Here is a 25004-nt window from a genome sequence, read left to right on the forward strand (position 1 = left end):
GGCCAGCCTAGGGAGCAGCCCGGCGGTCCCTCCGACGGATCAGGCGTCCTGCTCCTCGCGCGCCCGCTCGCTGTCCTTGGTCGGCAGCACGAACCGGTAACCCACGTTGCGCACCGTCCCGATCAGCGTCTCGTTCTCGGGGCCGAGCTTGGCGCGCAGCCGCCGCACGTGCACGTCGACGGTGCGGGTGCCGCCGAAGTAGTCGTAACCCCACACCTCCTGCAGCAGCTGCTGGCGGCTGAACACCCGGCCGGGGTGCTGGGCGAGGAACTTGAGGAGCTCGAACTCCTTGAACGTCAGGTCGAGCGGGCGGCCGCCGACCTTCGCGGTGTACGTCGCGTCGTCGACCACGACCTCACCGGTGCGGATGACGTGGGACTCGGGGTCGTCGGCGTCGCGGCGAGCCAGCAGCCGGCCGATCGCGAGCTTGATGCGGGCCTCGAGCTCGGCCGGGCCGCAGGTGTGCAGCACGACGTCGTCAATGCCCCAGTCGTGGGCGACGACGGCGAGGCCGCCCTCGGTCACGATGAGCAGCACCGGGACCTCGGTGCCGGTGGTGCGGATCAGCCGGCACAGGTCGCGGGCGTGGGCGAGGTCCTGGCGGCCGTCCACGAGCAGCAGGTCGACCTCGGGCGCCTCGAGGAGCGCGCTGCCCTCGGCGGGCAGGATCTTGACCTGGTGGCCGAGGAGGGAGAGGCCGGGGAGCACCTCGACCGACGGCTGCAGGGCGCTGGTGAGAAGCAGCAGGGTGCTCATGAGTCCTCCCGTGGAGTCCGGGCGGACCGAAACGCAACGCTGGGCCTCGGTCTGTTCGCTGATCGGCAAGAATACCGAAACATGGACGTCACCACGGCGGGATCGGGAAGCGGTGAGACGGCGCGCTCCGGCGCCGGCACCGTCAGCGTGCACTACTGGGCGGCGGCGAAGGCCGCGGCCGGGGTCGCGGGTGACGAGCTCCCGGTCGACGGGCCGATCACCCTGGCCGAGGTCGTACGCCGGGCCGTGGCCCTGCACCCGGGCACGAGGCTGCCCGATGTGCTGCGCACCTGCTCGGCGCTGCTGGGCGACCGGCCGGTGAGCGCCGAGGACCCCGACGAGGTGCGGGTCGAGCCCGGCCAGACGGTGGAGTTCCTCCCGCCGTTCGCGGGCGGCTGACGGTCAGGCACGCCTGACCGCTCACCAATTTGGGGGACCTGTGCCCAGCATTGGGGCAGCCCGTCACGCGGGCGTTCCAGCATGGATCCACCAGGCCGGGCGGGGGGCTCGGCCACCTGGGCTCGTCGATCGCTCGACGAGTGGGGGGAGCGATGGGCATGCGGTCGGTCGTGGCTGCGTCCGGGGGGACGTGGACCGGTACGCCGGGTGTGGCACCGGTCCGGCATGGGGAACCACGCCGCGGCCGACCGCTGCTCGTCGCCCTCGTGCCCGCGCACGACGAGGAGTCCACGATCACCGCCGCCGTGGAGTCGCTCAAGCGTCAGGTCGTCCCGCCGGACCGGATCGTCGTGGTCGCCGACAACTGTTCCGACCGCACCCAGGTCCGCGCCCGCGGCGCCGGCGCCCAGGTCTTCCGGTCCACCCGCAACCTCCGCAAGAAGGCGGGTGCGCTCAACCAGGCGCTGCGCCGCATCGTGCCCGGCCTGGAGGAAGACGACGTGGTCATGGTGATGGACGCCGACTCCGTCATCGCCGACGACTGGACCACGGTCGCACTCGACACGCTCGCCTGCCCGGGCGTGGGCGCGGTGGGCGGCATCTTCTACGGCCAGCGCGGTGCCGGCCTGATCGGGCTGCTCCAGCGGATGGAGTACGTCCGCTACGCCCGCCAGCTCGCCCGGCGCACCGACTGCCGCGCCTTCGTCCTCACCGGCACCGCCACCGCGCTGCGGGTCTCGACCCTGCGCGAGGTGGCCGCGGCGCGGCGTACCGGCCGTCTCTCGGGGGGCTCACCGCACGGTCCGGACGTCTTCTACGACGAGCAGAACATCACCGAGGGCAGCCAGCTGACCCTGGCCGTCAAGACCCTGGGGCACGCGTGCCTCTCACCCATGGAGTGCTGGGTCAGCACCGAGGTGATGCCGACCTGGCGCGCGCTGTGGCGGCAGCGGGTGCGCTGGCAGCGCGGCGCGGTACAACCTGCGGACCTACGGGATCACCCGGGTGACCTGGCCGTACGCCGCCCGGCAGGCGTGGTCGCTCGTCGAGCTGGTGATGCTGCTGGTCTACGCCACCCTGACCGCGGTCGCAGCGCTCGACGGCACCCTGCACGCCCAGCCGTTCTGGCTGGCCGTCGGCGCCGTCTTCGTGACCGAGCGGGTGGTGACCGTGCTGCGGGCGGGGCCGCTGGCGGTGCTGGTCGCGATGAGCCTGGTGCTCGACATGGGCTACGGCCTGTTCAAGCACGTGGTGAACCTGAAGTGCTTCTACGACATCGGCCGCGGTCGTGCCGCGGCCTGGGGATAGGCGGGGGAGAGATGTACCAACAGCCCTCGTCGCTGACGATGACCGGACTGACCGGCAGCGGGCTCGCCGGCACCGGCCTGGCGCTGGGGATGCCGCTGGGCTGGCTGCTGCTGGCGCTGTTCGTGCTCGCGATGGCCGCGGTCGCGCTGGTGGCGATCTGGCCGCGGCGCCGGCGCGAGGTGCGCAAGGTCAACCCGCTGGCCGCGTCCCGGATGCGCCTGCACCTCCGGAGCTGACCGCCCCGAGACCACTGTGCGAGAGCCGAGCGAGGGCCACCCACCGGGGAGTGGCCCTCGCTGCACCCCGGCGGGGTCAGGCCTCGATGGCGGTACGGCCGGAGTCGGAGCTGGTCGTGACCTCGATCTTGCGCGGCTTGGCCTTCTCCGCGACCGGGACCAGCAGCCGGAGCACGCCGCCGTCGTACCCGGCCTCGATGCGGTCGAGGTCGAGGTTGTCGCCGAGCACGAGCTGGCGGCTGAAGACGCCGCGCGGCCGCTCGGAGGCGAGCATCTCCCAGTCGCCGTTGCGGGCCACCCGCTCGGCGCGCACGGTCAGCACGTTGCGCTCGACGTCGAGGTCGATGCTCTCGGGGGACACCCCGGGCAGGTCGAACTCGATGACGAACTTGTCGCCCTCGCGCCACGCGTCCATCGGCATCACGGCGGGACGGTTCGTGGTGCCGAAGATCTGCTGGGTGAGGCGGTCGAAGTCACGGAAGGGGTCGGTCGTACGCAGCAACATCACGGTGTCCTCCTGCTTCTGGTGTGGAGCCTGGTGTCGGGCCGATGCGTGAACGGCCCTGCACCTGTATCAACGGTTATAGGTTTCTTGTATTCCAAAAGTCAGGCAGAATCAAGTCCCATGAGCGAACAGACCCGCGGTGTCTTCGCGATCTCGGTGGCCGCCGAGATGGTGTCCATGCAGGTGCAGAACCTGCGGGTCTACGAGCGCCGCGGCCTGCTCGAGCCGGACCGCACCGCCGGCGGGACGCGGCTCTACAGCCGTGCGGACGTCGAGCGGCTGCACCGGATCCGCGACCTGCTGGCCGAGGGGCTGAACCTGGCCGGGATCGCGCGGGTGCTCGAGCTCGAGGACGAGGTACGCCGCCTGCGCGCGCAGGTCGTCCGCCTGGCGGCTCGGGACCAAAGTCCCTGATCCATCGCACGGATGTGCCATCTACCCCCAATTGGGGATGGCAGGGGGCCGGCGGGCCCTTACCTTCGAGGGACACCGCGGCCGGCCGGCCCCTGAGTCCTTTGACCGGGCAGGCCGGCCGCGACATGTCTGCCGTGAGAAGTCCGGCGGCTCCGGCGGTCTCGGGGCGGTGGCCCAGACCAGCGGCCCCGATCTCCGCTCCCGAGGACTCTTCCCGCTCTGTGCGGGTAGGAGCCCGGCGTCGTCCTTGCGGTCCCTCAGGGGGAGGGCCCGGGCGATGCGGATGGGGGTCCACGTGTTCCGTTCTGTCTCGAGGTGGCTGCTGACCGTGGTCGCCGCACTGGCGCTGCTGGCCGGCTTCACGGTCCAGGCGCAGGCCGCTCCGGCAGCTGCCCGCACGACGCCGGACCGACCGGCGTCGGCGGCCGCGCCGGGTGCCGATTCCGACTGCTCCGCCGAGAAGGCGAAGGTGCAGGAGGCGAGGAAGGCCGTCGCCACCCAGAAGCACCGCCGCGCGATCGCCGACCGCAAGGTCGACCGCGCGCACCGGCAGGTCGAGAAGGCCGACTCGGCGAAGGAGCGCCGCGAGGCCCGTCAGAAGCTGCAGCGCGCCAAGGAGCGGCGCAGCCGGGCGACCGAGCGGCTGCACCACGCCAAGAAGCGCCTGGCGAAAGCCCGGCACCGGCTGGCCGACTGCCGTGACGCCCAGGGCGGCGACACCGCGAGCCCGATCCAGTCACTGTGCGACGGCGGCGTCCCGCAGGCGGTGTGTGACGCGTTCACGGCCATCCCGGTCCCGGCTCCCGGCTCGACCGACCCCAGTGCGATCCAGCCGCTGTGCGACGCGGGGCTGCCGCAGCCGATCTGTGACGCGGCGTCCGGCCCGCCGCTGCCGAACGGCGACAGCGCGATCCAGCCGCTCTGCGACGCCGGGCTGCCGCAGGTGATCTGTGACATCGCCGCCGGTGACGTGCCCCCGCCCGGCGTCCCGGGCTTCCCGGGCGTCCCCGACCTGCCGGGCATGCCGGGGCTGCCCGGCATCCCCGGGCTCCCGGACATCCCGGGCCTGCCGACGAGCGGCGGCCACGCGCGGGCAGCCTGACGCACCACCCCGCGGCAGCGGGGGCAGGGCTGGGCGTCGCGCCATCCTCTCGGGGGTGGCGCGGCGCTTCATGTTCGGAGGGTTCTGGGAGCGCGTACCCCTCACCTTCGTCTGGTGAACCTGACGTCGCCGTTCGCCAACCGGTCGGTGCCGAAGCGGGGGTCGTGGGCGCGGTGGTGGTGCCAGTTGCAGAGGAGTACGCCGTCCTTGAGGTCGGTCTTCCCGCCACTGGCCCAGGGGGTCTCGGCGTGGTGGGCTTCGCACCAGGCGGCGGGGATCTCGCAGCCCTGGGCGCGGCAGTGTCGGTCGCGGATGACCAGGGCCTTGCGTTGTGCGGGCGAGAAGAGGCGGCGGGTGCGGCCGAGGTCGAGGATCTCGGAGTTGCCGCCGAGGACGACGGGGATGATCTGGGCGGTGCAGGCGAGCCGGCGGGCCTCGGCGGCGGTGATCCGGTCGCCGGTGGCCAGCCCCGCGGCGCCGAGGCCGGCCTTGAGCTGGTCGAGGTCGATCGCGACCATCACGGTGGTGGCGGTGCCGCCGTGCTGGGGCAGCAGCTGGGTGGGGAGCTGTTCGAGGAGGGTGCAGAACGCCTCCCCGAGCCGGCGCGGGTACGGGAGCTGCCCCATCTCGCTGTCCCCGCCGGTGCCCCCGCCCATGTCGGTGCTGCCGCCCGCCCCATCGCCGTCGGGATCAAGGTGGTCGCGGCGGGGTGCGGAGATGGACTCGAGGTAGACCTTCAACCGGGACGCGACGTGGTCGGGGACTCGGATCTGGATGTCGGTGGACCCGTCCCCGCGTACGCGCATGGTGAGCCGGGTGGTGCGGCGGGCGGCACGTTCCTCGGCCTCCAGCTTCCGCTGCTCCTCGGCGTCGGCGATCTCGGGGGCGAGGACCTCGAGGAGGTGCTCGCCGAGGCGTTTCAGTGCCCGGGGACTGAAGTGCGCGGCCTGGTCGACCAGGTGGGCCTCGGCCTTGGCCTTCAGCTCGGGGCCGAGCCGGTCGGGCAGCCCGTCCAGCGCCTTCACGATCACGTGCGCTTGGGCCTGGTTGACGCGGCCGTCGAGGCAGGCGGCCTGGACCTGGGGCCAGCGGCGGTCCAGCGCCTCGCCGTGCCGGGCGGCGCGGGCCACGGTGCCGTAGTCGGCGTGCTGGGTGCGTTCGGCCCAGGCGGCGACGTTCCGGTCGCCGGTCTCGGTCACCAGGTCCTCGGCGTTGGCCATCAGTCGACCCTGGATCGCGGCGAGCTGGTCGACCGCCCGGCCCAGCAGGACCAGGGCGGTTTCCTTCTCGGCGGGGTCGAGGTAGCCGGGGTCGTAGCCGGCCAGGTCGGTGACCAGGGCGGTCAGGTCGCCGGCGCCGCGCACCAGGGGGTGCGTCATCGGGGTCGGGTTGACTGCCATGCCTCATTCTACAACTATCCGAGCAGGTATTCGAGTAAAATGTTTGGGCTCTGGAGACTGCGCGAGTCCGTCCCAACGTGATCCGCTGGGCGGGGTTTCGAGGCTTCGTCGCTGGCGCTCCTCGCACCTCAACCGCCGAGACGGGACAGAAGCCTGGGTTGGCCACGGCCCCGTGGCCGGAAAGCCGGGAGGCGGCCGCGCCCCGGGCGGACCTTCCCCGGTTGCCGGCCCAAGAGCTCAACCCCCATGGCCGGAAAGCCGAGAGCCGACAACCTCGAGGGGCAAGCCCGACGGCAGTACCCCTCATAGGTGATTACTCATCGGTCTCCGAGCGGGATGGTGTTCCCACGTGCATTCCCGAGGTAGGGATCGCACGGAAAGGGGACACCGCCATGAGGGTCGCGAACGCACTCAGCCTGGCCGTCGGAGCACTCACCTTGGTCCTGGTGGCCCCGGCCGTCGCCTCGGCCGACACCGTCGTGGCCTACGAGATGGAGGAGGACGCCACGGTTGGTGACGTCCTGATCGACTCCGGGACCAACGCACTCAACGGACACATCGGCAACCTCGTCCAGCGCCAGATCCCCACCGGCAGCGGCGACCTCGGGTTCACGTTCCAGGGGCCGGTCGACGTGCCGAACGACGAGCGGCTGGCGACGGTCCAGGACAACCCGCTCCTGGACCCCGGCACCCTCCCCTACAAGGTGACCGTCCGCTTCCGCACGACCAGGGGCAAGGACCCCAACATCGTGCAGAAGGGCCAGTCGGGGCAGACGGGCGGCTTCTGGAAGGTGGTGCTCCACAACGGCTGGCCGCGCTGCCACTTCCGCGACGGCAACGGCAACACCAAGGCGATCGGCTTCGTCACCGGGTTCCCCGACTACGTGAAGGCCGGGGACGGGCTGTGGCACACGTTCATCTGCGAGCGCACGGCCGACGGGGTGCGGGCCACCATCGACCCCGGCGAGCCCGAGGGGGCCACCAACTTCATCCGCGGCACCATCGGCCGCATCGACAACGTCCGACCGCTGAGCATCGGTGGCAAGGTCGACTGCGACAGCGTCACCGTCGGGTGCGACTACTTCACCGGCACCATCGCCTACGTGCACATCGAACACCCGTAGCACCAAGCGGGCGGCCCGCAAGCCGCGGGCGCGGCGAGCACGGTGCACGCACGCCCCGGCCGGCCGCGAACGCCGGCCGGGGAATGCCCGACCGGCCGATAGCGTTCGGACTGCCATGTCGACCGGAGCCTGGGTGCTGATCGCCGCTGTCGTCGTCGCCGTCGCGTTCGGGACCTACCGCGCCGTGACCGACGGCCGCTTCCGCGGCACGCACCGCGTGAAGGGCGCCGCCGAGCAGCCCGAGGCGGAGCGCGCGCCGTCGGTCGCCTACCAGGCCGGTGAGGCGGGCCTCCGGGTCGAACTGGGGGAGCGGGCCACGCTGCTGCAGTTCTCCTCCGCCTTCTGCGCGCCCTGCCGCGCCACCCGGCGCACCTTGGCCGAGGTCGCCGCCGCCGTCCCCGGCGTGACCCACGTCGAGGTCGACGCCGAGCACCACCTCGAGGCGGTACGCCGCCTCGGCATCCTGCGCACCCCCACCACCCTCGTGCTCGACGCCGGGGGTGCCGAGATCACGCGGGCGTCGGGTGCGCCGCGCAAGGAGCAGGTGCTGGCCGCGCTCGGCGCCGCGGTCGACCAGGGCTAGGCATCCCGCCCAGTTCGCGGATCGGAGGACGTCGGCCACAGGCGTCGCGCAGACTGTCGCCATGCGCACCCGGGGGACCCGCAGGACAGCCGCTGCTGCGGTCATCAGCTTGGCAACGGTCGTGGTGTCGACAGCACCCACGCAGGCTGATTCCCACATCCCTGGCGACGTCTACACGGCTCCCGCTCCCACGAAGGCCGACCGGGCGGGAACCGACCAGGACGAGTACTGCATCCCCGCGCAGCCGTTCCAGGCTCCGGACAACCCGTACGGGAACTACCGGATCGACGGGGAGTACGTCGAGTCCGGGTGCCATCCCATGAACGGCGCCTCCTCGGTCACCATCACCGCCGACTCCAGCTCCGGCAGCTGGACGTTCGACTACTCGTCCGACCCGGGCCCGGATCCGGCGGCCGACTCGTTCCAGGTCCAGATGGGCAAGTGCGAGAGGAATCCTGTTTCTGATCCGAGCACCCGTCGGCTGGTCACCGTCTCGATGACCAACACTGCTGACGCCGGCGGTCGTTACATCCGCACTCTCGCCGCCGAGGCGATCCCTGACGACCGTGGACTCGGCTACTTCAGCGACAAGTCCTACGTCACGAGGCTCGAGGACGGCGAGACCTTCACGGCCGAGCTGTTCGAGCGGGAGAACGGCGCTCCTCCCGGGGACTCAGGCCTGGAGGCTGGGACGACGTGGGCCATCAAGGTGTCTCGCAGCGACCGCCGCGACACCATCTGGGACCAGGGTGCCCGCCCCTACCGGGTGTTCCGCGAGAAGGTCAGGGTCCCCACGTGCCGTCTGACACGCGTTGATCGGGGCTGCAGGACGACCCGCGTCGACATCCACGCCCGCGACTACTGGGGTGCGGACAGCACCAGGAGGTTCCGCATCCGGCTGGTCGACGCGCGCGGCAGGACCGTTCAGCGCCAGGCGCTCTCGATGCTCACGGGCGCCTCGACGACCGTCGTCCTCACTCGCCCTCGGACGAAGAAGATCCCCGAGCTGGTCGTCGAGCAGTGGGACCCCCACACCACCTACGACACCGTGGGGGACGGCAGGCCACCGAGCCACTGGGGCGGCGACTACAGCGACCACCCCGCGTGGCGGAGCTGCTAGCGAAGCAGGGCAGCTAGCTCGAGAGCGGTGCCTCCGCGAGCAGCTCCGACACATACCGCCCCAGTGCGTCCGAGACCGGCTCCGGCGTGAACCCGGTCGCCTCGATCTTCTCCAGCGACAGCACGCTGTTGAGCGGCCTCGGCGCGAGCGTCTTGCCGGCGGCGTACTCCTCGGTGCTCACCGGCGTGACGTCATCCGAGGACCTCCCGCACAGCCGGAACACCTCGCGAGCGAGGTCCGCCCACGAGGTCGGCGGGCCGGAGTTCGTGACGTTGTAGGTGCCGTACGCCGCGCCGCTGTCGAGCAGGTGCCGGGCGGCCCGCACGATCTCGGTCGTGAACGTCAGCCGGCCGACCTGGTCGGACACGACCGCGGGCGAGATGCCGCGCGCGGCGAGGGACGCCATGGTGCGCACGAAGTTCGCCCCGTCCCCGACCACCCACGACGTCCGCAGCAGGTAGTGCCGCGGCACCGTCGAGGCGGCCACGTCTCCGGCGGCCTTGCTCTGGCCGTAGACGCCCAGCGGCGAGAGCGGCTCGTCCTCTGTGTGCGGGCAGGCGGTGCCGTCGAAGACGTAGTCCGACGAGACGTGCACCAGCGTCAGCCGGTGCTGTCGCGCCACCCCGGCCAGCAGCTGGACCGCGGTGGCGTTGGCGGCCCACGCGATGCGCCGCCCCTCGGGCGTCTCGGCGGCGTCGACGGCGGTGTACGCCGCGGCGTTCAGCACGAGGTCGTACTCGTGCCACGGCCACGCGGCGACGGCCGAGGCGTCGGTGATGTCCAGCTCGTCGAGGTCGACGACGTCCGCGGCGGGGAACTCCGCGGCGAAGGCCCGGCCGAGCTGCCCGCGGCCGCCGAGCACGAGCGTGCGCCGGGGCTGCATCGGAGTGACCTCTCCGAGCTGGGGGTTGCGCTGGTCCTTCTCCGAGATCTCCGACTCGCCGAGCGGGATCGGCCACGGCACCGCGCAGGTGGGGTCGCCGAGCGCGAGCGCCGGATAGGTCACGCCGGCGCGCCAGTGGTCGTTGACCAGATAGGTGTACGCCGTGGCGTCCTCGAGCGTCTGGTAGCCGTTGGCCACCCCGCGCGGCACGAACACCGACACCGACGGGTCGATCTCGACGTGGAAAACGGTCCCGAAGGAGTCGCCCGCGCGCAGGTCCACCCACGCGCCGAACACCCGCCCGCTGGCGACCGAGACGAGCTTGTCCCACGGCTCGGCGTGCAGGCCCCGGGTGGCGCCGCGGGAGCCGTTGAAGGACACGTTGTTCTGCACCGGCTCGAAGTCGGGCAGCCCGAGGGCGACCATCTTCTCGCGCTGCCAGTTCTCCTTGAACCAGCCGCGGGCGTCGGCGTGCACGGGCAGCCGCAGCACGACCAGCCCGGGGATGGGTGAGTGCTCGAGGGTCAGCTCCATGGTCACTGCCCCCGCGCGGCGTACGACGCCTCGACGGCGGCCTTGTGCGGTCCCCACCAGTCGCGGTGCTGCTGGTACCACTCGATGGTCCGGGCCAGGCCGGCCGCGAAGTCGCCGTACTCCGGCTTCCAGCCCAGCTCCGTGCGCAGCTTGGTCGAGTCGATGGCGTAGCGCAGGTCGTGGCCGGCCCGGTCGGTGACGTGGTCGAAGTCGTCCTCGGCGCGGCCGAAGTGGGCGAGGATCATCCGGACCACCTCGAGGTTGCTGAGCTCGCCGTCGGCGCCGATCAGGTAGGTCTCGCCGATCCGGCCGTGGTTGAGGATCGTCCACACGGCCGAGGAGTGGTCGTCGGCGTGGATCCAGTCGCGGACGTTCTGCCCGGCGCCGTAGAGCCGGGGCCGGCCGCCGTCGATGACGTTCGTGATCTGGCGGGGGATGAACTTCTCGACGTGCTGCCAGGGACCGTAGTTGTTCGAGCAGTTCGAGATCGTGGCCTGCACCCCGAAGCTGCGGACCCACGCGCGCACCAGCAGGTCGGAGCCGGCCTTGGTGGAGGAGTAGGGGCTGCTGGGGTTGTACGGCGTCGCCTCGGTGAAGCGCTCCGGGTCGTCGAGCTCGAGGTCGCCGTAGACCTCGTCGGTGGAGATGTGGTGGAAGCGCACCCCCGTCGCGCGGGCCGCCTCGAGCAGCGTGAACGTCCCGACCAGGTTGGTCTGCACGAACGGCGACGGGTCGGCCAGCGAGTTGTCGTTGTGGGACTCCGCGGCGTAGTGGACGACCGCGTCGTGCTCGCCGACCAGCGGCGTCACCACCGACGCGTCGGCGATGTCGCCCACGACCAGCCGCACGCGGTCGACCGGCAGCGCGGCCAGCGACTCGCGGCTCGCGGCGTACGTCAGCTTGTCCAGCACCGTGACCGACACGTCGGTGTGGTCGACGAGGTACTGCACGAAGTTGGACCCGATGAAGCCGGCGCCGCCGGTGACGAGGATTCGATGCACCCGCGGAAGTCTAGGTGTTGCCGTGCGAGGTCAATGACCGCGTCTGTCAGGATCGGCTCATGCGCGGGATCATCCTGGCCGGCGGGACCGGCTCACGTCTGCACCCGATCACCCAGGGCATCAGCAAGCAGCTGGTGCCGATCTACGACAAGCCGATGATCTACTACCCGCTCTCGACCTTGATGCTGGCCGGCATCCGCGAGGTCCTGGTCATCACGACGCCTCACGAGAGCGACCAGTTCCGCCGCTTGCTGGGCGACGGCTCCCAGTTCGGCATCGAGATCACCTATGCCGTGCAGCCCAGCCCCGACGGCCTCGCCCAGGCGTTCACGATCGGCGAGGAGCACATCGGCGACGACAGCGTCGCCCTGGTCCTCGGCGACAACATCTTCTACGGGTACGGCCTCGGCACCCAGCTGCGCCGCTTCCGCGACATCGAGGGCGCCGCGGTCTTCGGCTACCGGGTCTCGGACCCGACGGCGTACGGCGTGGTCGAGTTCGACGAGGACAAGAGGGCGCTGTCCCTCGAGGAGAAGCCCGAGAAGCCCCGCAGTGACTACGCCGTGCCGGGGTTGTATTTCTACGACAACACCGTCGTCGAGCGCGCCAAGAAGCTCCAGCCCTCCGCGCGCGGGGAGCTCGAGATCACCGACCTCAACCGGATGTACCTCGAGGAGGGCAGCCTGATGGTCGAGGTGCTGCCCCGCGGCTCGGCCTGGCTGGATACCGGGACGGTCGACGACATGAACGACGCCAGCAACTTCGTGCGAACCATCGAGAGCCGTCAGGGCACCAAGATCGGCGCTCCGGAGGAGGTCGCGTGGCGGATGGGCTTCATCTCCGACGACCAGCTGCGTGACAGGGCCCATCCGCTCGCCAAGAGCGGGTACGGCACCTACCTGCTGGGGCTGCTCGAGCACTCCTGACTCCCGGCAGGTCGCGCCGGGGGAATGTGCCGTATGGCCCCCGCGTTCTGCCTGCATGAAAGGCAACTGCGTCCACATCGTGGATGGCCGTCTCGCAGAGCGAGACGTCGAATACCGCCTCGCGTCGACCCGCCTCTAGCCTTGCCGTCATGTCCTCGACCATGCTGACCCGCCGCCGCGCAGTGGACCACTGCCGCGTGCGCTCGTCGCTGTGTCGAATGTCCTGACGGGTCCGTCGAACTCCCTTTAATCTACCGGATTAGTCGACTAATCTCGGTGTGGAGTCGCTGCCGCCATCGGCAGACGCGCCCGTGCCTCGCTTCCACCAAGCCTTTTCGCGAGCAGGAGAGACATGTCCCAGTCCATCACCCAGCCGGTCGGTCGGACCGGCCCGCAGCACGCCGCCGGCGGCGCTCAGGTCGACCCGCGCGGCCAGCAGTTCGCCGCGATCGTCACCTCGGTCGTCCTCGCGGTCGTGCTGCTGGCAGCGCCGAGCCCGGTCGCCACCGCGCTGCTCTCCGTCCAGGCCCTGCTCTTCGCGATCGGTGCCGGCCTCGGCGTGCAGAGCACGCCGCACGCGCTGGTCTTCCGCAGCCTCGTCCGGCCGCGCATCGGGCCGCCCCGCGAGCTCGAGGACGCCGCGCCGCCGCGCTTCGCCCAGACCGTCGGCCTCGTGTTCTCGGTCGTCGGCCTGGTCGGCTTCCTCACCGGCGTCACCACCCTCGGCCTGGTCGCCACCGGCCTCGCCCTGGTGGCCGCCCTGCTCAACGCGGTCTTCGGCTTCTGCCTCGGCTGCGAGATGTACCTCCTCCTCCGCCGGCTCGCGCCGGCCCCGACCGCCTGACCCCCAGACCCCGCAACAGAAAGAAGATCCGAATCATGAGCCGTGAGAACTCGCTCGTCACCGCCCAGTGGGTGGAGGACCACCTCGACGACCCGAAGGTGGTGCTCGTCGAGGTCGACGAGGACACCACTGCCTACGACAAGGGCCACATCCGGGGGGCCATCAAGCTCGACTGGACGACCGACCTGCAGGACCAGGTCCGTCGCGACTTCGTCAACAAGCAGCAGTTCGAGGCGCTGCTGAGCCAGCGCGGCGTCGCGAACGACGACACGGTCGTGCTGTACGGCGGCAACAACAACTGGTTCGCCGCCTACGCCTACTGGTACTTCAAGCTCTACGGCCACCAGGACGTCAAGCTCCTCGACGGCGGCCGCAAGAAGTGGGAGCTCGACTCCCGCGAGCTGGTCGACGAGCTGCCCAGCCGTGAGCAGACGTCGTACACCGCGCAGGAGCAGGACGCCTCGATCCGCGCCTTCCGCGACGAGGTCGTTGCGGCGATCGGCGCCCAGAACCTGGTCGACGTGCGCAGCCCCGACGAGTACGCCGGCCGGCTGCTCGCCCCGGCCCACCTGCCGCAGGAGCAGGCCCAGCGCGCCGGCCACATCCCGACCGCGGCGAACGTGCCGTGGTCGAAGGCGGCCAACGACGACGGCACCTTCAAGTCCGACGACGAGCTGAAGCAGATCTACACCGAGGCCGGCGTCGACTGGAGCAAGGACACGATCGCCTACTGCCGCATCGGCGAGCGCTCCTCGCACACCTGGTTCGTGCTCAAGGAGCTGCTGGGCCAGGAGAACGTCAAGAACTACGACGGCTCCTGGACCGAGTACGGCTCCCTCGTGGGTGTCCCGGTCGCCCTCGGTGACGAGAAGGGCGACGCCTGATGTGCGGCGCGACCCAGGGCGGCCTGTCGCTCGACGGCGTCAACGTGGCCAAGGAGGCCGTCGTGCAGGGTCAGGTGACCCGTGCCGGTGAGCCGGTCGGCAATGCCTACGTGCGGCTGCTGGACCGGACCGGCGAGTTCACCGCCGAGGTCCCGACCTCGGCGACCGGCCACTTCCGGTTCTTCGCCGGCGAGGGGGAGTGGACCCTGCGCACCCTCGCCCCCAAGGCCGACCCGGTCGACCGCAAGGTCGTGGCCAGCGTCGGCTCGGTGGCCGAGGTGACCGTCACCATCTGACCAAACCGTCGGTGGTTGAGGAGCGAGCGCCAGCGAGCGTCTCGAAACCCTGGCCTCGGTGGTTGAGGAGCGAGCGCCAGCGAGCGTCTCGAAACCCCGCAGCCCCCGGTGGTTGAGGAGCGAGCGCCAGCGAGCGTCTCGAAACCCCGTAAGCCAACCGCACAGCACCGCCCGGGACCGATCGGTCCCGGGCGGTGCTGCTCTCGGACTGCCTTCCGCCGTTCACTCGGACTGCTTCGCATTACCCCCGGGGCTGCTTTGATGACCGGGTGCTGATCGGGACCCAGAACGACCCGCCCACCCGTGCCGACGCCGAGGGGTTCCTGGCGCGCTGGACCGGCGCTCTGCCGCCCCGGCTCGCGTGGTTCGAGGCCGAGGTGTCGGCCGCGGGCGGCCCGGGGACCGACAGGTCGACCGCGTCCCTGGAGCCGCTGTTGCGGTTCGTGGTCGAGCGCATCGCGTCCCCGTCCCCGGTGGACCCGGTCCCCGAGTGGTACGCCGACGTGCACCGGCGCTACGGCTGGTCGGCGTACGGCGCCGGGCTGGTCGAGGGCCTGACGGCCTACGTGGCGCGGATCTACCGCGGCGCGGCGGGGGACGCGGGCGACTGGGTGCTCAACACGGACCCTAAGCACGCGCACTTCCACCAGCCGGTCATGCGGGATCCGATCATCGCGCCGGCCTGGGCCCAGGTGATCGGAGCCCTGGCCACCCTGCAGCGGGGCGGCGATCCGGGCCGCCTCCGCACGGCGGTCGAGAGCGTGCTGCGGAGCCGGACGCCGACCCCCGAGGCGGAGCCGGACCTGCGGGTCGACGTGGGGCCGGCTGGGCACCCGGACTGGGACCTCGCGGTGTCGCTGCCCGAGGACCTGGCAGACACGCTGGGCCAGGAGCGCTACGCGACGCTGGAGGACCGGTTCGCCGGGGTGCCGGGGGTGAGCGCGGCGATGTTCGAGGCCGCGAGCTCTGCCTCCTGCGCACCGGCCCGGGCGTGGACGGTGCCGCGCTCCGGGCGCGGCTCCAGGCGGTCGTCGACGACCTCGCCGGCGCCGCCCATCAGTGAGCAAGGGCCGCGCGGGATGGACGCTGCGGCACACTGACGCGGTGACGGTCTACCTCGCCTGGACATCCGCACCAGTGCCCGACGACCTCGCCGGCCCTTGGGAAGAGGTACGCCGCGCAGCGCCCGGCCTGCTCCTGGTCGACAGCGCCGACACCCTGTCCCGCGTCTACCACGAGCTGAAGTGGTCGCTGCCCGACGACAGCCCGCTGCTAGTCGTCCCGATCGAGGCCCGACCCAAGCTGAAGGGCCTCGAGCCCGGCACCCAGACCTGGCTGCGCGACCGGATCCCCGAGTAGGAGCGCGTTCTTCAACTGCGGTTCACCGCGAGGACGTTGTCGCCGAAAGTTCCCGCGCGCATGGTCGAGGTATGGCATTCCTTGTTGTCGCCCTCGGCCTCGGCGTGTGGCTCTTGGCGAGCCTGCCGCTGGCCCTCGCGCTCGGGCGATCGTTCCGCGCCCGCTGACTCGGGACCGATGCGGCGGACCGGTGGACGCCCACACAGACCAGGCGTCCACCGGCCCTCGCGGACGGTCTGCCTGACAGGGGGTGAGGCGACCGGCCGGAGTTCGCGGGGCTGGGATCAGCAGCACCCACGGGTCGGAGCCACACCTTGTTCGAACCACAGAGGGGCGGGCTCCCCTGCTGCCGCCCGTGTGATCCAGGCACACCGGGCCAGCTAGGCCACAGGGCTCTGGAGCGGTCCGGATCAGGCTCCGGGCAGAGACACTAGGGCGGGACGTGGGTCGATGTCTCATCGCGAGACGGGATGTCGAGGATTGGGACGCCCGCGGCCGGATTGCGGGCGCCGGGTCTAGACCGCGCGAGAGCGCGCTTGCGAAGAGCGACTCGATCTGGGATGGGGCCCAACCGAGACATGTCGACGACATCCCCAGCCTCCGAGACTTTCCCGAATCGCACGACGCCGCACCATGGCGCCTGAGAAAGTTCTCTCGCCACATCACCTGGGGGAGGGAACATGATCGGGCAGCGCAAGCGCGTGCGCACTGTCGAGCAGGAGCGCCGCAAGAACCGGCTCGAGCTGGCGGGACTGATCCTGGTCGCGCTGGTCACGCTGGTTCTGATCTGGATGGCGATGACCGCCAACTGAAGATCTGCCGTGGGTCGAGCAGACGGCCCGCGGACGATCGAGTCCTACGGACTCTCCAGGATCAGCGTGATCGGCCCGTCGTTCACCGACTCCACGCGCATGTCCGCGCCGAACACCCCGCGCTCCACGCGCGCGCCCAGCCGTTCGAGCTCGGCGCACACGGCCTCGTACGCCGGCTCGCTGACCGGCCCCGGCGCCGCAGCCTGCCACGTGGGCCGGCGCCCCTTGCGCGCGTCGCCGTAGAGGGTGAACTGGCTGACCACGAGGATCGGGGCGCCGACGTCCGAGGCCGACCGCTCCTCGCGCAGCAGCCTCACGTCCCAGATCTTGCGCGCGATCCAGGCGACCTCGTCGTCGCCGTCGTCGTGGGTCACGCCGAGGTAGACCAACAGGCCGGGCTCCGAGATGGCGCCGACTATCTTCTCGTCAACGGTCACGGACGCGCGAAGAACTCGCTGAATCACGGCCCGCATCAGGAGATCTTCCCGGGCGCGGCTCGGTGGTTGAGGAGCGAGCGAAGCGAGCGTCTCGAAACCACCATGGCAGGATCATGCCGTGAACGCCGTGCCTGCTGACCGCATCCTGATCACCGTCGCCCCCACGGGCGCCGAGACCGCCAAGGCCGACTGCCCCCATCTGCCGACGACTCCTGAAGAGATCGCGCGCACGGCTGCTGAATGCGAGGCCGCCGGTGCGGGGATGATCCACCTCCACGTGCGGGACGCCGAGCACCAGCCGACCCTCGACGTTGGCCTGCTCCGTGAGTGGGTGGCCGCGGTCCGCGAGTCCTCCGACCTGGTGGTGCAGCTCTCCACCGGCGGCTCGGTCCACGACCCGCTGGAGAACAGGTTCAAGGTCCTCGACGCCGAGCCCGACTCCTGCAGTCTGACCATGGGCACCACCAACTTCGGCGACGACGTCTTCTCCAACCCCTGGCCGTTCGTCTGCGAGCTCTACCAGCTCAGCCAGGAGCGTCAGGTGGTGCCGGAGTTCGAGCTGTTCGACCTGGGCCAGGCGCACGCCCTGCACCGCCTGCTGGGCAAGTTCGGCCTGCCGTACGGCGGCAAGGTCCACTGCGACTTCGTGATGGGCGTCCCGGGCGGCATGCCCGGCACCGCGGACGCGCTCGTCGCCGGCGTCGCCACCCTGCCCGACGTGGTCACCTCCTGGTCGGCCACCGGCATCGGCCGGACGACGCTGCCGGTAGCCCTTGCGGCCCTGTCCAAGGGTGGCCACCTGCGGGTCGGGATGGAGGACGTGCTGACCATCAGCCGCGGTGTGCCGGTGGAGAGCAACGCCCAGCTCGTCGAGCGCGCGGTCTCCCTCGCAGCCCTCGCTCAGCGGAGTCCGATGACGACCGTCGAGACACGGGCTCTGCTGGGGCTGGATGGAGTCTGACTTGTAACGATCAAGTGAACTCTGGGACAGGGGCGTCCACAATGACCCTTCTGGGGTGCGCATCCCCAAAATTCGTGAAAGAGTAAGCCTTCAATCTCGACGTCTCACATGGGGAGTTCCAGTGAAGAAGTTCCTTGTCGGCCTCATCGCCGCCCTGATGGTGGCTGCGGGCTTCGTGGCCTTCTCCGGCACCGCCGCCAACGCCAAGGCCTGCCCCTACGGCGGTTGCCTCCCGACCTACACCTTCATCGACGCGCCCAACAAGGTGGTCAAGAACCACCGGGCCAGGATCTGCGTCAGGGTCGGCAGCCAGGGCAACGGTGCCCCCAAGGGCAAGGTGACCATCCGCGTCGTCCGCAGCACCGGCGGCTACCGGTTCATCGACACCAAGTCCTACGAAGGTGGCAACAAGTGCTTCACCACCACCAAGCTCCGCAAGCTCGGTGACTACAGCGTCAAGGCCATCTTCGACCGCAAGCCCGGCTCCCGCTGGCAGGACTCTGACAACTTCGACGAGTTCCAGGTCGTCCGGCACCGCTGATCGACCGATCACTGAACGTCCGCTCCTCGGCCCCGCTCGCACCTGCGGCGGGGCCGAGGGCCATTTCTGACAGGATCTGCGCGTGGTCAACCGTCGACGTCTTCTCTGGGCCGTCCCGCTGCTCCTCGTGATCGCCGCCGTGGCCTACTCTGCGTGGTTGGCCTGGCAGGTCCAGGGCTCGCTCACCCGCGCCGAGGACGACGCGAATCTCCTGCGATCGGCGCTCGATGACCGGGACCCCGGCTCTCGTGACAAAGCTGTCGCCCAACTGCGTGATCACGCACGCGATGCAGCCGGACACACTGACGGTGCCTGGTGGGGCGCGCTGACCCATCTGCCCGTTATCGGGGACGATGCGACCGGCGTCAGGGCGCTCTCTCGCTCGCTCGACACGATCGCCGTGGGCGGTGTCGAGCCGCTTGCGGCCAGCATGGATGAGCTGGATTCCGTCACTGCCGGCGGCCGCATCGACGTCGAGTCGGTGCGCGACCTTCAGGACCCCGTGAGCCGAGCAACTGACGCGTTCCTCACGGCTGACCACGACGTGGCTTCTCTCGACAGCTCTGGGTACGCCGGGCCATTGAAGTCGCGCTTCGACCGGTACGCCGAGCTGATCCACGACGCGGCGCGCTCACTGGACTCGGCGCAGACGGCCGCGGAGGTGTTGCCGACGATGGTCGGCGCCGACGGATCGCGCAACTATTTGCTCGTCTTCCAGAACAACGCGGAGATCCGCGCGACGGGTGGCCTGGCCGGGGCCTGGGCACGCATCCATGCGGACAACGGCAAGTTGACCATCGTGGAGCAGGGCGCCGGCAGTGACTTCGGTAGGCGCGCGGCGCCCGTGCTGCCCCTGAGCCCGGGGGAGCGCGAGGTGTACGGCGCCGAGCTCGGCACCTACTTCGTCAATGCGGGTCTCACGCCCGACTTTCCCCGTGCAGCGAAGCTCATGTCGGTTCGCTGGGAGGAGCGCTATCCGGCCACGAAGCTGGACGGCGTCGTGGCACTGGACCCGGTGGCCATGTCCTACCTGCTGGAGGGAACCGGCCCGGTCAAGCTCGGCTCCACCACCCTGACGAGTGACACCGTGGTCGACCAGTTGCTGAGTGAGCCGTATAAGACGCTGGATCCGAAGGCTCAGGATGCGCTCTTCCAGCAGGCGGCCCGTGCGATCTTCGAGGCTGCGACCGGCGACTTGCCCTCCCCGCTGAAGTTCGTGGAGGGGCTCGCCCGCTCCGCAAGTGAGGGACGCTTCCTCGTGGCGGCGTTCGACCCCGAGGTCGAGGGCACTCTCGCCGGCACCCGGGTCGAGGGTGCGCTGGCCGGTGACGACGGGAGCGTTCCACACGTGGACGTCGCCGTGAATGACGCCACGATGTCCAAGCTGTCCTACTACCTGCGCTACTGGGCCGAGGTGAAGCCGACCACCTGCGACGGGGGAGTGCAGGCGCTCTCGGGATCGATGACGATCAACCAACGGATCAGCCCGGCCGAGGCCGCGAAGCTTCCTGAGTCCGTGACCGGCCCGGGCGGGTACGGCTTCAAGCGCGGGCTCCAGCTGCTCCTGATCCGCCTCTATGGTCCCTATGACGGCTCCATCGACCACGTCACGCTCAACGGCAAGGCGCTGGGCAAGCACCCCCAGGTGACCGAACTCGACGGACGTGAAGTGACGACGATCTTCCTCCAGCTCAACTCGCGCAAGGACATGGTCATCAACTGGACCATGCACACCGGCGAGGGCCAGACCGGCGACGTGAAGCTCGGCATGACCCCGAGCATCGTGCCCGGCAACAACGACTCCGTCGCCAGGTCCGCCTGCTGAAAAAGCCCGGCGGCTTCCGGCGGTTGAGGTGCGAGGAGCGCAAGCGACGAGCCTCGAAACCCCGCCAGCCACCGGCCTTTCGCCGGTTGAGGTGCGAGGAGCGCCAGCGACGAGCCTCGAAACCCCGTAAGCCAAGAAACGGCGCCAAGTCGCCTCACCCCAAGCGGATGAGGCCCACAGTCGGAGTCTGAGCGAGCGTGGCTGTGTCAGCCAGCCTGCCGGAAGGACCCGCCGTGACCACCAAGATCGACTTCGACGAGGACGAGTGGACCCGCATCGTCAGAGCGCCGATGATCGCCGGGCTTGCGATCACCTTGGCCGATCCCGGCGGGCCGATCGAGGCCGCCAAGGAGACGATGGCCGCGATGAAGAGCGCCACCGCCCCACCGAGCCGCGAGCAGCTTCTCGCCGAGGTGGCGCTCGACGTGCAGGGCCTGATGCAGGCGAAGAAGAACCCGCTCAGCGGCTTCAAGCCCGACAAGGGCTCGGACCCGGGGGAGCAGGTGCTCGACGAGCTGAAGACCGTCCAGGGCCTCGTCGCAGCCAAGGCGTCGGCGGAGGAGACCGCAGCCTTCGGCGAGTGGCTGGTCGCCTCGGCTCAGGCCGCCGCCGAGGCAGCCAAGGAAGGCGGCTTCATGGGCTTCCACGCGGTGCGGGTCAGCGAGCGCGAGCAGACCATGCTCGACAAGGTCCGAGAAGCAGTCTCCGCCTGAAGTTGTGCCCGCTGGTTGAGGTGCGAGGAGCGCCAGCGACGAGCCTCGAAACCCCGTAAGCCGAGAAGCGGCCTCAGTAAACGATCGCACGCGAAGCAGGTCGCTGGTTGAGGTGCGTGAAGGGCACAGTAAGCGGGTCGCTGGTTGAGGTGCGTGAAGCGCACAGTAAGCGGGACGCTGGTTGAGGTGCGAGGAGCGCCAGCGACGAGCCTCGAAACCCCGTAAGCCGAGAAGCGCCCTCAATAGACGATCGCCTGCACCCCGTCCTGGAGGATCTCCTCTGCGAACACAGCCGCCCCCGCAATCCGGATCCCCGGTACGACGTCGCCAGCTCCGATCGACCGCCGCTCCGCGCACTGCGTACACAACGTCACCTGCCCGCCGCCCACCACCGACTCCAAAAGCGCGTCCAGCGGCGCAGCGAGCGGGAGCGAGAACTCCGCAGCCCGCCCCGGCAGCGCGAACCACGCGGACTCTCCGGTGAGCCACAAGCTCACATCCGCCCCGGAGGCGACCGCCGCGGCGGCGACAGTCAACGCCTGGTTGCAGCGCTCGGGATCCTCTGAACCGCAGGTCACCTTCACGACGAGCTTTCGAGCCATGGCCGCAGACTAACTAGACTCCCGTTCCATGCCGTTCGAGCTCCCCGACAACCTGCACCCGGACTGTGGCCCGATCGCCTGGATGCTCGGCACCTGGCGCGGCAACGGCCACGGTGACTACCCGACGATCGAGCCTTTCCAGTTCGGCCAGGAGCTGATCTTCACCCACGACGGGCGGCCGTTCTTCCACTACATGTCCCGCGCCTGGATCGTCGACGAGCAGGGCCAGAAGGTCCGCGACGCGGCCATCGAGACCGGCTTCGTCCGCGCCCGCCCGGAGGGCCGGGTCGAAGTCGTGCTGACGCACAACACCGGCTTCGTGGAGATCTGGTACGGCCACGCCGAGGGCGGCAAGCTCGAGATCGTCACCGACGCGGTGGCGCGCACAGAGAGCGCCAAGGAGTACGTCGGCGGCAAGCGTCTCTACGGCAACGTCGAGGGCGACCTTCTCTACGCCTACGACATGGCGGCCATGGGCCAGGAGCTCCAGCCCCACCTCTGGGCGCGCCTCCAGCGCGCCTGACTCGTGGCTTTGGGCCGGATCCGAGCGTTGGCAAACATGATGCCTGTCGCCGGTGGTTGAGGAGCGAGCGTCAGCGAGCGTCTCGAAACCACCGCACCCAGGCAGGGCAGAATGGTCGTATGACCCAGGACTGGCGCGAGAAGCTCCGGGGGAGTGGCTATCGCCTCACTCCGCAGCGCGAGCTGATCCTCCGCGCCGTCGAGGAGCTGGGCCATGCCACCCCCGACGAGGTTCATGCCAAGGTCCGCGAGCAGTCGTCCGCAGTAAACGTGTCCACCGTCTACCGGACGCTTGAGGTGCTCGAGGAGCTCGGCCTGGTCCGCCACGCCCATCTCAGCGACCGGGCGCCGACCTACCACTCCGTTACCGACCACGAGCACTTCCACCTGGTCTGCCGGAATTGTCACCGCGTTGTGTCCGTTGACCCAGAAGTGCTGCAACCGCTCCGCGACCGCTTGGTAGAGGAGCACGCGTTCGTGGTCGACGTCGGTCACCTGACCGTCTTCGGCCACTGTGAGGAGTGTGAGAGCCGTGCGTAGCGCCCTGTTGGACCTGCCCGGAGCCGTCGCCGGCGACGGCATCGACGCCGATGTGGCGGCCCACTACGGCTCCTTCAACGGAGAACAGCGGACGTTGGAGTCTGGCGAGGGCTTTGTCGACCTCTCCCACCGCGACGTGGTCCGTATCGAGGGCCCCGACCGCCTGACGTGGCTGCACTCGCTGACCAGCCAGTTCTTCACCGACCTCCAGCCCAAGCAGTGGACCGGAGCGCTGATCCTCAGCCCCAACGGGCACGTCGAGCACGCCTTCTACGGGTACGACGACGGCACGGCCTTCGTCGCCCACACCGAGCCCGGCCAGGCGGCCGCGCTCGTCGAGTTCCTCGACCGGATGCGCTTCATGATGCGCGTCGAGGTCTCCGAGGTGACCGCCGACCTCGCCGTCACCTGGCGCCCTGCCGCGGGCACGGACATCCCGTACTCCGCCTACGAGTTTGTCCCCCGCGAGCAGCTGGCGGCGTACGCCGATGCGGCGGGCCCGGCCTGCGGCCTGTGGGCCTTCGAGGCCCTCCGCATCGCCCGCGGCGAGCCCCGTCTCGGCATCGACACCGACCACCGCACGATCCCCAACGAGGCCGGCTGGCTCGGCCCGGCCGTCCACCTCGACAAGGGCTGCTACCGTGGCCAGGAGACGGTCGCCCGGGTGCACACCCTCGGCCGCCCGCCCCGTCGCCTCACGCTGCTGCACCTGGACGGGTCGGAGAACCGGCTTCCGGCGATCGGATCCGAGTTGAAGCTCGGCGACAAGGTGGTCGGTTTCGTCGGCAGCTCTGCCCGCCACCACGAGCTGGGTCCGATCGCGCTCGGCATGGTCAAGCGCACCGTTGATCTGGCGGCGCAGCTCGACGCCGACGGCCTGCCCTCGGCGCAGGAGGTACTGGTCGATCCTGAGGTCGGCTTGCACAAGCGTCCACTGCGCAACAGATCGTGAAAGATTCAGACCCCAATGTCCACTGTTGCGAGTCCAGCGAGCGAGTCGTCAAGATTCGCAGTGCTGTGACCGTGGCGTCGCCGGCAATCCACCGAGAACCGAGGAGCCCAGACGAGTGGGACTCGTTCCCGCGCAGGCAGTCGCTCGCAGGCTCATCACCTATCCCGAGGCGGTCGGCAGACGGTCCGATTGACCCTCGCTCACAGCCGGCGCTGGCCGACACAGCACAGTTCTCACGTCTCGACCCCGAGCACGGCGGGTCCCTCAGGCTAGGTATCCTTCATCGAGACTGGAAGTAGTTCCATCGATGCCAAGTGGGGGATCATGACTGAGAAGCGTCTGGGAACCGTAGTGGTCACCGGCGGTGCCGGATTCATCGGTTCCTCGCTGTCGCAACAGCTTGCCGCTGAAGCCGATCGGTGGGTCGTGTTCGACAACCTCCACCCGCAGGTCCACGCAGACCGGGAGCGTCCTTCGGCGTTGCATCCGTCGGCGGAACTGGTCCTTGGGGATGTAACGGCTGTTGACGAAGTGGACCGTCTGTTCGCAGATGTAAAGCCTGATGTGGTGCTTCATCTGGCTGCGGAGACCGGCACAGCGCAATCACTCTCGGAGAGCAGCCGTCATGGACTCGTCAACGTGGTGGGCACGACTCAACTTCTGGATGGGTTGACCAGAGCAGGTCACGTCCCAGACCACTTCGTACTGACCAGTTCTCGAGCCGTCTATGGTGAGGGACTCTGGAGACGACCGGATGGCACCAAGTTTCAACCGCGCCTCCGCACCCACGCACAGTTGGAGGCGCGTCAGTGGGATTACCCGAACGCTGAGCATCTCCCCAACTCAGCGTCCGGAACCATCCCCGCCCCCGTCAGCGTGTATGGGGCGACCAAACTCGCGCAGGAGCACATCCTCGCTTCGTGGGCTGGCTCACACGATTCCAGGCTTTCGGTGCTCAGGCTCCAGAATGTCTACGGGCCCGGTCAGTCCCTTACCAACCCGTACACAGGCATCGTGTCATTGTTTTCGCAATTGGCCAGATCCGGTGCCCCCATACCGCTGTATGAAGACGGTGAGATTACCCGGGACTTCGTTTACATCAAGGATGTTGTCACAGCCATCGAGGCGGTCATGACCAGCCCACCGGAAACTGGATTCCGGCTGGTAGACATCGGATGTGGGGTTCGAACCACCATCCGAGACCTGGCGCAAGCCATCGCGGCGTATTACGAAAGCCCACCGCCTCATGTAACAGGGCAGTTCCGAGATGGTGATGTGCGCCACGCCGCCTGCTCAATTCAGGACACCACTTCTCACATCGCGTGGACACCCTCGTGGGACTTGCAGGCTGGCGTTGTCGCACTCCAGGCCTGGATCGAAGCAGAACTTGCGGTCCCCGGAGACCCCTCGCCTGATGGTAGGTGA

At 69.7% G+C, this 25004-nt stretch carries 30 protein-coding genes and 1 pseudogene; 24 read left to right on the forward strand and 7 right to left on the reverse strand.

Annotated features, from left to right (window positions below):
* Positions 1 to 39: 39 nt before the first annotated feature.
* Complete coding sequence (locus tag ACZ43H_RS22350; protein WP_464586520.1) at positions 40 to 756, reverse strand: response regulator transcription factor; 717 nt, start codon at positions 754 to 756, stop codon at positions 40 to 42.
* An 81-nt stretch (positions 757 to 837) separates the two neighbouring features.
* On the opposite strand from ACZ43H_RS22350, the gene ACZ43H_RS22355 reads away from it, so the two are divergent.
* The 4 genes and pseudogenes from ACZ43H_RS22355 to ACZ43H_RS22370 all read left to right on the forward strand — a co-directional run bounded on the left by ACZ43H_RS22355 (position 838) and on the right by ACZ43H_RS22370 (position 2699).
* A complete protein-coding gene (locus ACZ43H_RS22355; protein WP_464586521.1) occupies positions 838 to 1155 on the forward strand; it encodes a MoaD/ThiS family protein in 318 nt (105 codons plus the stop codon).
* A gap of 158 nt (positions 1156 to 1313) precedes the next feature.
* Positions 1314 to 2066 (forward strand): annotated as a pseudogene (locus tag ACZ43H_RS22360) (glycosyltransferase family 2 protein); the annotation flags it as partial.
* A 94-nt stretch (positions 2067 to 2160) separates the two neighbouring features.
* Positions 2161 to 2463, forward strand: a complete 303-nt coding sequence (locus tag ACZ43H_RS22365) for a hypothetical protein (protein ID WP_464590910.1) — start codon at positions 2161 to 2163, stop codon at positions 2461 to 2463.
* A gap of 11 nt (positions 2464 to 2474) precedes the next feature.
* Positions 2475 to 2699, forward strand: coding sequence for a hypothetical protein (locus ACZ43H_RS22370; protein ID WP_464590912.1), 225 nt, complete (start codon positions 2475 to 2477; stop codon positions 2697 to 2699).
* A gap of 76 nt (positions 2700 to 2775) precedes the next feature.
* On the opposite strand, the gene ACZ43H_RS22375 is transcribed toward ACZ43H_RS22370, so the two are convergent.
* The gene (locus tag ACZ43H_RS22375) at positions 2776 to 3204 is read right to left on the reverse strand and encodes an Hsp20/alpha crystallin family protein (RefSeq protein ID WP_464586522.1); all 429 of its coding nucleotides are present in this window, start codon (positions 3202 to 3204) and stop codon (positions 2776 to 2778) included.
* Between the two features lie 120 nt (positions 3205 to 3324).
* On the opposite strand from ACZ43H_RS22375, the gene ACZ43H_RS22380 reads away from it, so the two are divergent.
* Both ACZ43H_RS22380 and ACZ43H_RS22385 read left to right on the forward strand, forming a co-directional pair.
* Complete coding sequence (locus ACZ43H_RS22380) at positions 3325 to 3618, forward strand: MerR family transcriptional regulator (protein WP_464586523.1); 294 nt, start codon at positions 3325 to 3327, stop codon at positions 3616 to 3618.
* A 295-nt stretch (positions 3619 to 3913) separates the two neighbouring features.
* Positions 3914 to 4720, forward strand: a complete 807-nt coding sequence (locus ACZ43H_RS22385) for a hypothetical protein (RefSeq protein ID WP_464586524.1) — start codon at positions 3914 to 3916, stop codon at positions 4718 to 4720.
* 101 nt (positions 4721 to 4821) lie between these two features.
* On the opposite strand, the gene ACZ43H_RS22390 is transcribed toward ACZ43H_RS22385, so the two are convergent.
* Entirely contained in the window at positions 4822 to 6120 is a 1299-nt protein-coding gene (locus tag ACZ43H_RS22390) for an HNH endonuclease (RefSeq protein ID WP_464586525.1), read from the reverse strand.
* A gap of 392 nt (positions 6121 to 6512) precedes the next feature.
* Between ACZ43H_RS22390 and ACZ43H_RS22395 the strand changes: the two genes are divergently transcribed.
* The 3 genes from ACZ43H_RS22395 to ACZ43H_RS22405 all read left to right on the forward strand — a co-directional run bounded on the left by ACZ43H_RS22395 (position 6513) and on the right by ACZ43H_RS22405 (position 8947).
* Positions 6513 to 7244: a hypothetical protein gene (locus tag ACZ43H_RS22395; RefSeq protein ID WP_464586526.1), complete on the forward strand. Its 732-nt coding sequence runs from the start codon at positions 6513 to 6515 to the stop codon at positions 7242 to 7244.
* A 115-nt stretch (positions 7245 to 7359) separates the two neighbouring features.
* The gene (locus tag ACZ43H_RS22400; RefSeq protein WP_464586527.1) at positions 7360 to 7827 is read left to right on the forward strand and encodes a TlpA family protein disulfide reductase; all 468 of its coding nucleotides are present in this window, start codon (positions 7360 to 7362) and stop codon (positions 7825 to 7827) included.
* Between the two features lie 61 nt (positions 7828 to 7888).
* The gene (locus tag ACZ43H_RS22405) at positions 7889 to 8947 is read left to right on the forward strand and encodes a hypothetical protein (RefSeq protein ID WP_464586528.1); all 1059 of its coding nucleotides are present in this window, start codon (positions 7889 to 7891) and stop codon (positions 8945 to 8947) included.
* Positions 8948 to 8960: 13 nt separating this feature from the next.
* Here ACZ43H_RS22405 and ACZ43H_RS22410 read toward each other — a convergent pair whose 3' ends face one another.
* A complete protein-coding gene (locus ACZ43H_RS22410) occupies positions 8961 to 10364 on the reverse strand; it encodes a sugar nucleotide-binding protein (protein WP_464586529.1) in 1404 nt (467 codons plus the stop codon).
* A gap of 2 nt (positions 10365 to 10366) precedes the next feature.
* A complete protein-coding gene (gene rfbB, locus ACZ43H_RS22415) occupies positions 10367 to 11365 on the reverse strand; it encodes a dTDP-glucose 4,6-dehydratase (protein ID WP_464586530.1) in 999 nt (332 codons plus the stop codon).
* A gap of 59 nt (positions 11366 to 11424) precedes the next feature.
* Between rfbB and rfbA the strand changes: the two genes are divergently transcribed.
* From rfbA to ACZ43H_RS22450, 7 genes are all read left to right on the forward strand, one after another.
* Positions 11425 to 12291 carry a glucose-1-phosphate thymidylyltransferase RfbA gene (gene rfbA / locus ACZ43H_RS22420; RefSeq protein ID WP_464586531.1) on the forward strand — a complete coding sequence of 289 codons (867 nt, stop codon included), beginning with the start codon at positions 11425 to 11427 and terminating at the stop codon, positions 12289 to 12291.
* A gap of 352 nt (positions 12292 to 12643) precedes the next feature.
* Complete coding sequence (locus tag ACZ43H_RS22425) at positions 12644 to 13135, forward strand: DUF4395 domain-containing protein (RefSeq protein ID WP_464586532.1); 492 nt, start codon at positions 12644 to 12646, stop codon at positions 13133 to 13135.
* A gap of 35 nt (positions 13136 to 13170) precedes the next feature.
* Complete coding sequence (locus tag ACZ43H_RS22430; protein WP_464586533.1) at positions 13171 to 14019, forward strand: sulfurtransferase; 849 nt, start codon at positions 13171 to 13173, stop codon at positions 14017 to 14019.
* Positions 14019 to 14315 carry a DUF1416 domain-containing protein gene (locus tag ACZ43H_RS22435; RefSeq protein ID WP_464586534.1) on the forward strand — a complete coding sequence of 99 codons (297 nt, stop codon included), beginning with the start codon at positions 14019 to 14021 and terminating at the stop codon, positions 14313 to 14315. The genes ACZ43H_RS22430 and ACZ43H_RS22435 overlap by 1 nt, the downstream gene beginning before the upstream one ends.
* Before the next feature lie 269 nt (positions 14316 to 14584).
* Complete coding sequence (locus tag ACZ43H_RS22440) at positions 14585 to 15415, forward strand: hypothetical protein (protein ID WP_464586535.1); 831 nt, start codon at positions 14585 to 14587, stop codon at positions 15413 to 15415.
* Between the two features lie 4 nt (positions 15416 to 15419).
* Positions 15420 to 15674 (forward strand): hypothetical protein, encoded by a 255-nt coding sequence (locus ACZ43H_RS22445; RefSeq protein ID WP_464586536.1) that lies wholly within the window; start codon positions 15420 to 15422, stop codon positions 15672 to 15674.
* Between the two features lie 680 nt (positions 15675 to 16354).
* The gene (locus tag ACZ43H_RS22450; protein ID WP_464586537.1) at positions 16355 to 16486 is read left to right on the forward strand and encodes a hypothetical protein; all 132 of its coding nucleotides are present in this window, start codon (positions 16355 to 16357) and stop codon (positions 16484 to 16486) included.
* 44 nt (positions 16487 to 16530) lie between these two features.
* Here the strand turns inward: ACZ43H_RS22450 and dtd are convergent, their stop codons facing one another.
* Positions 16531 to 16959 carry a D-aminoacyl-tRNA deacylase gene (dtd, locus tag ACZ43H_RS22455; protein ID WP_464586538.1) on the reverse strand — a complete coding sequence of 143 codons (429 nt, stop codon included), beginning with the start codon at positions 16957 to 16959 and terminating at the stop codon, positions 16531 to 16533.
* Positions 16960 to 17041: 82 nt separating this feature from the next.
* On the opposite strand from dtd, the gene ACZ43H_RS22460 reads away from it, so the two are divergent.
* From ACZ43H_RS22460 to ACZ43H_RS22475, 4 genes are all read left to right on the forward strand, one after another.
* Complete coding sequence (locus tag ACZ43H_RS22460) at positions 17042 to 17884, forward strand: beta-keto acid cleavage family enzyme (protein ID WP_464586539.1); 843 nt, start codon at positions 17042 to 17044, stop codon at positions 17882 to 17884.
* Positions 17885 to 18005: 121 nt separating this feature from the next.
* A complete protein-coding gene (locus ACZ43H_RS22465) occupies positions 18006 to 18425 on the forward strand; it encodes a hypothetical protein (protein WP_464586540.1) in 420 nt (139 codons plus the stop codon).
* A gap of 82 nt (positions 18426 to 18507) precedes the next feature.
* Complete coding sequence (locus ACZ43H_RS22470) at positions 18508 to 20250, forward strand: DUF4012 domain-containing protein (protein WP_464586541.1); 1743 nt, start codon at positions 18508 to 18510, stop codon at positions 20248 to 20250.
* Positions 20251 to 20483: 233 nt separating this feature from the next.
* The gene (locus ACZ43H_RS22475) at positions 20484 to 20963 is read left to right on the forward strand and encodes a hypothetical protein (protein WP_464586542.1); all 480 of its coding nucleotides are present in this window, start codon (positions 20484 to 20486) and stop codon (positions 20961 to 20963) included.
* 239 nt (positions 20964 to 21202) lie between these two features.
* Here ACZ43H_RS22475 and ACZ43H_RS22480 read toward each other — a convergent pair whose 3' ends face one another.
* Positions 21203 to 21565 (reverse strand): DsrE family protein, encoded by a 363-nt coding sequence (locus tag ACZ43H_RS22480; protein WP_464586543.1) that lies wholly within the window; start codon positions 21563 to 21565, stop codon positions 21203 to 21205.
* A gap of 28 nt (positions 21566 to 21593) precedes the next feature.
* Between ACZ43H_RS22480 and ACZ43H_RS22485 the strand changes: the two genes are divergently transcribed.
* The 4 genes from ACZ43H_RS22485 to ACZ43H_RS22500 all read left to right on the forward strand — a co-directional run bounded on the left by ACZ43H_RS22485 (position 21594) and on the right by ACZ43H_RS22500 (position 25004).
* Positions 21594 to 22088, forward strand: coding sequence for a heme-binding beta-barrel domain-containing protein (locus ACZ43H_RS22485; protein WP_379185045.1), 495 nt, complete (start codon positions 21594 to 21596; stop codon positions 22086 to 22088).
* Positions 22089 to 22207: 119 nt separating this feature from the next.
* Positions 22208 to 22627: a Fur family transcriptional regulator gene (locus tag ACZ43H_RS22490; protein ID WP_464586544.1), complete on the forward strand. Its 420-nt coding sequence runs from the start codon at positions 22208 to 22210 to the stop codon at positions 22625 to 22627.
* On the forward strand, positions 22620 to 23579 hold the full coding sequence (ygfZ, locus tag ACZ43H_RS22495; RefSeq protein WP_464586545.1) for a CAF17-like 4Fe-4S cluster assembly/insertion protein YgfZ: 960 nt from the start codon (positions 22620 to 22622) through the stop codon (positions 23577 to 23579). Before ACZ43H_RS22490 ends, ygfZ begins: the two co-directional genes overlap by 8 nt.
* A 324-nt stretch (positions 23580 to 23903) precedes the next feature.
* A complete protein-coding gene (locus ACZ43H_RS22500) occupies positions 23904 to 25004 on the forward strand; it encodes an NAD-dependent epimerase/dehydratase family protein (protein WP_464586546.1) in 1101 nt (366 codons plus the stop codon).

Source organism: Nocardioides sp. DN36 (assembly GCF_055380375.1).

What these genes read in the sequence shown, in the direction of transcription:
- ACZ43H_RS22430 (WP_464586533.1), top strand. Translation starts at nt 13,171, where the DNA reads ATGAGCCGTGAGAACTCGCTCGTCACCGCCCAGTGGGTGGAGGACCAC.
- ACZ43H_RS22485 (WP_379185045.1), top strand. Translation starts at nt 21,594, where the DNA reads ATGCCGTTCGAGCTCCCCGACAACCTGCACCCGGACTGTGGCCCGATC.
- dtd (WP_464586538.1), bottom strand. Translation starts at nt 16,959, where the DNA reads ATGCGGGCCGTGATTCAGCGAGTTCTTCGCGCGTCCGTGACCGTTGAC.
- ACZ43H_RS22390 (WP_464586525.1), bottom strand. Translation starts at nt 6,120, where the DNA reads ATGGCAGTCAACCCGACCCCGATGACGCACCCCCTGGTGCGCGGCGCC.
- ACZ43H_RS22490 (WP_464586544.1), top strand. Translation starts at nt 22,208, where the DNA reads ATGACCCAGGACTGGCGCGAGAAGCTCCGGGGGAGTGGCTATCGCCTC.
- ACZ43H_RS22355 (WP_464586521.1), top strand. Translation starts at nt 838, where the DNA reads ATGGACGTCACCACGGCGGGATCGGGAAGCGGTGAGACGGCGCGCTCC.
- ACZ43H_RS22400 (WP_464586527.1), top strand. Translation starts at nt 7,360, where the DNA reads ATGTCGACCGGAGCCTGGGTGCTGATCGCCGCTGTCGTCGTCGCCGTC.
- ACZ43H_RS22425 (WP_464586532.1), top strand. Translation starts at nt 12,644, where the DNA reads ATGTCCCAGTCCATCACCCAGCCGGTCGGTCGGACCGGCCCGCAGCAC.
- ACZ43H_RS22410 (WP_464586529.1), bottom strand. Translation starts at nt 10,364, where the DNA reads ATGGAGCTGACCCTCGAGCACTCACCCATCCCCGGGCTGGTCGTGCTG.
- ACZ43H_RS22480 (WP_464586543.1), bottom strand. Translation starts at nt 21,565, where the DNA reads ATGGCTCGAAAGCTCGTCGTGAAGGTGACCTGCGGTTCAGAGGATCCC.
- ACZ43H_RS22395 (WP_464586526.1), top strand. Translation starts at nt 6,513, where the DNA reads ATGAGGGTCGCGAACGCACTCAGCCTGGCCGTCGGAGCACTCACCTTG.
- ACZ43H_RS22435 (WP_464586534.1), top strand. Translation starts at nt 14,019, where the DNA reads ATGTGCGGCGCGACCCAGGGCGGCCTGTCGCTCGACGGCGTCAACGTG.
- ACZ43H_RS22500 (WP_464586546.1), top strand. Translation starts at nt 23,904, where the DNA reads ATGACTGAGAAGCGTCTGGGAACCGTAGTGGTCACCGGCGGTGCCGGA.
- ACZ43H_RS22350 (WP_464586520.1), bottom strand. Translation starts at nt 756, where the DNA reads ATGAGCACCCTGCTGCTTCTCACCAGCGCCCTGCAGCCGTCGGTCGAG.
- ACZ43H_RS22370 (WP_464590912.1), top strand. Translation starts at nt 2,475, where the DNA reads ATGTACCAACAGCCCTCGTCGCTGACGATGACCGGACTGACCGGCAGC.
- ACZ43H_RS22375 (WP_464586522.1), bottom strand. Translation starts at nt 3,204, where the DNA reads ATGTTGCTGCGTACGACCGACCCCTTCCGTGACTTCGACCGCCTCACC.
- rfbA (WP_464586531.1), top strand. Translation starts at nt 11,425, where the DNA reads ATGCGCGGGATCATCCTGGCCGGCGGGACCGGCTCACGTCTGCACCCG.
- ACZ43H_RS22380 (WP_464586523.1), top strand. Translation starts at nt 3,325, where the DNA reads ATGAGCGAACAGACCCGCGGTGTCTTCGCGATCTCGGTGGCCGCCGAG.
- ACZ43H_RS22405 (WP_464586528.1), top strand. Translation starts at nt 7,889, where the DNA reads ATGCGCACCCGGGGGACCCGCAGGACAGCCGCTGCTGCGGTCATCAGC.
- ACZ43H_RS22450 (WP_464586537.1), top strand. Translation starts at nt 16,355, where the DNA reads ATGATCGGGCAGCGCAAGCGCGTGCGCACTGTCGAGCAGGAGCGCCGC.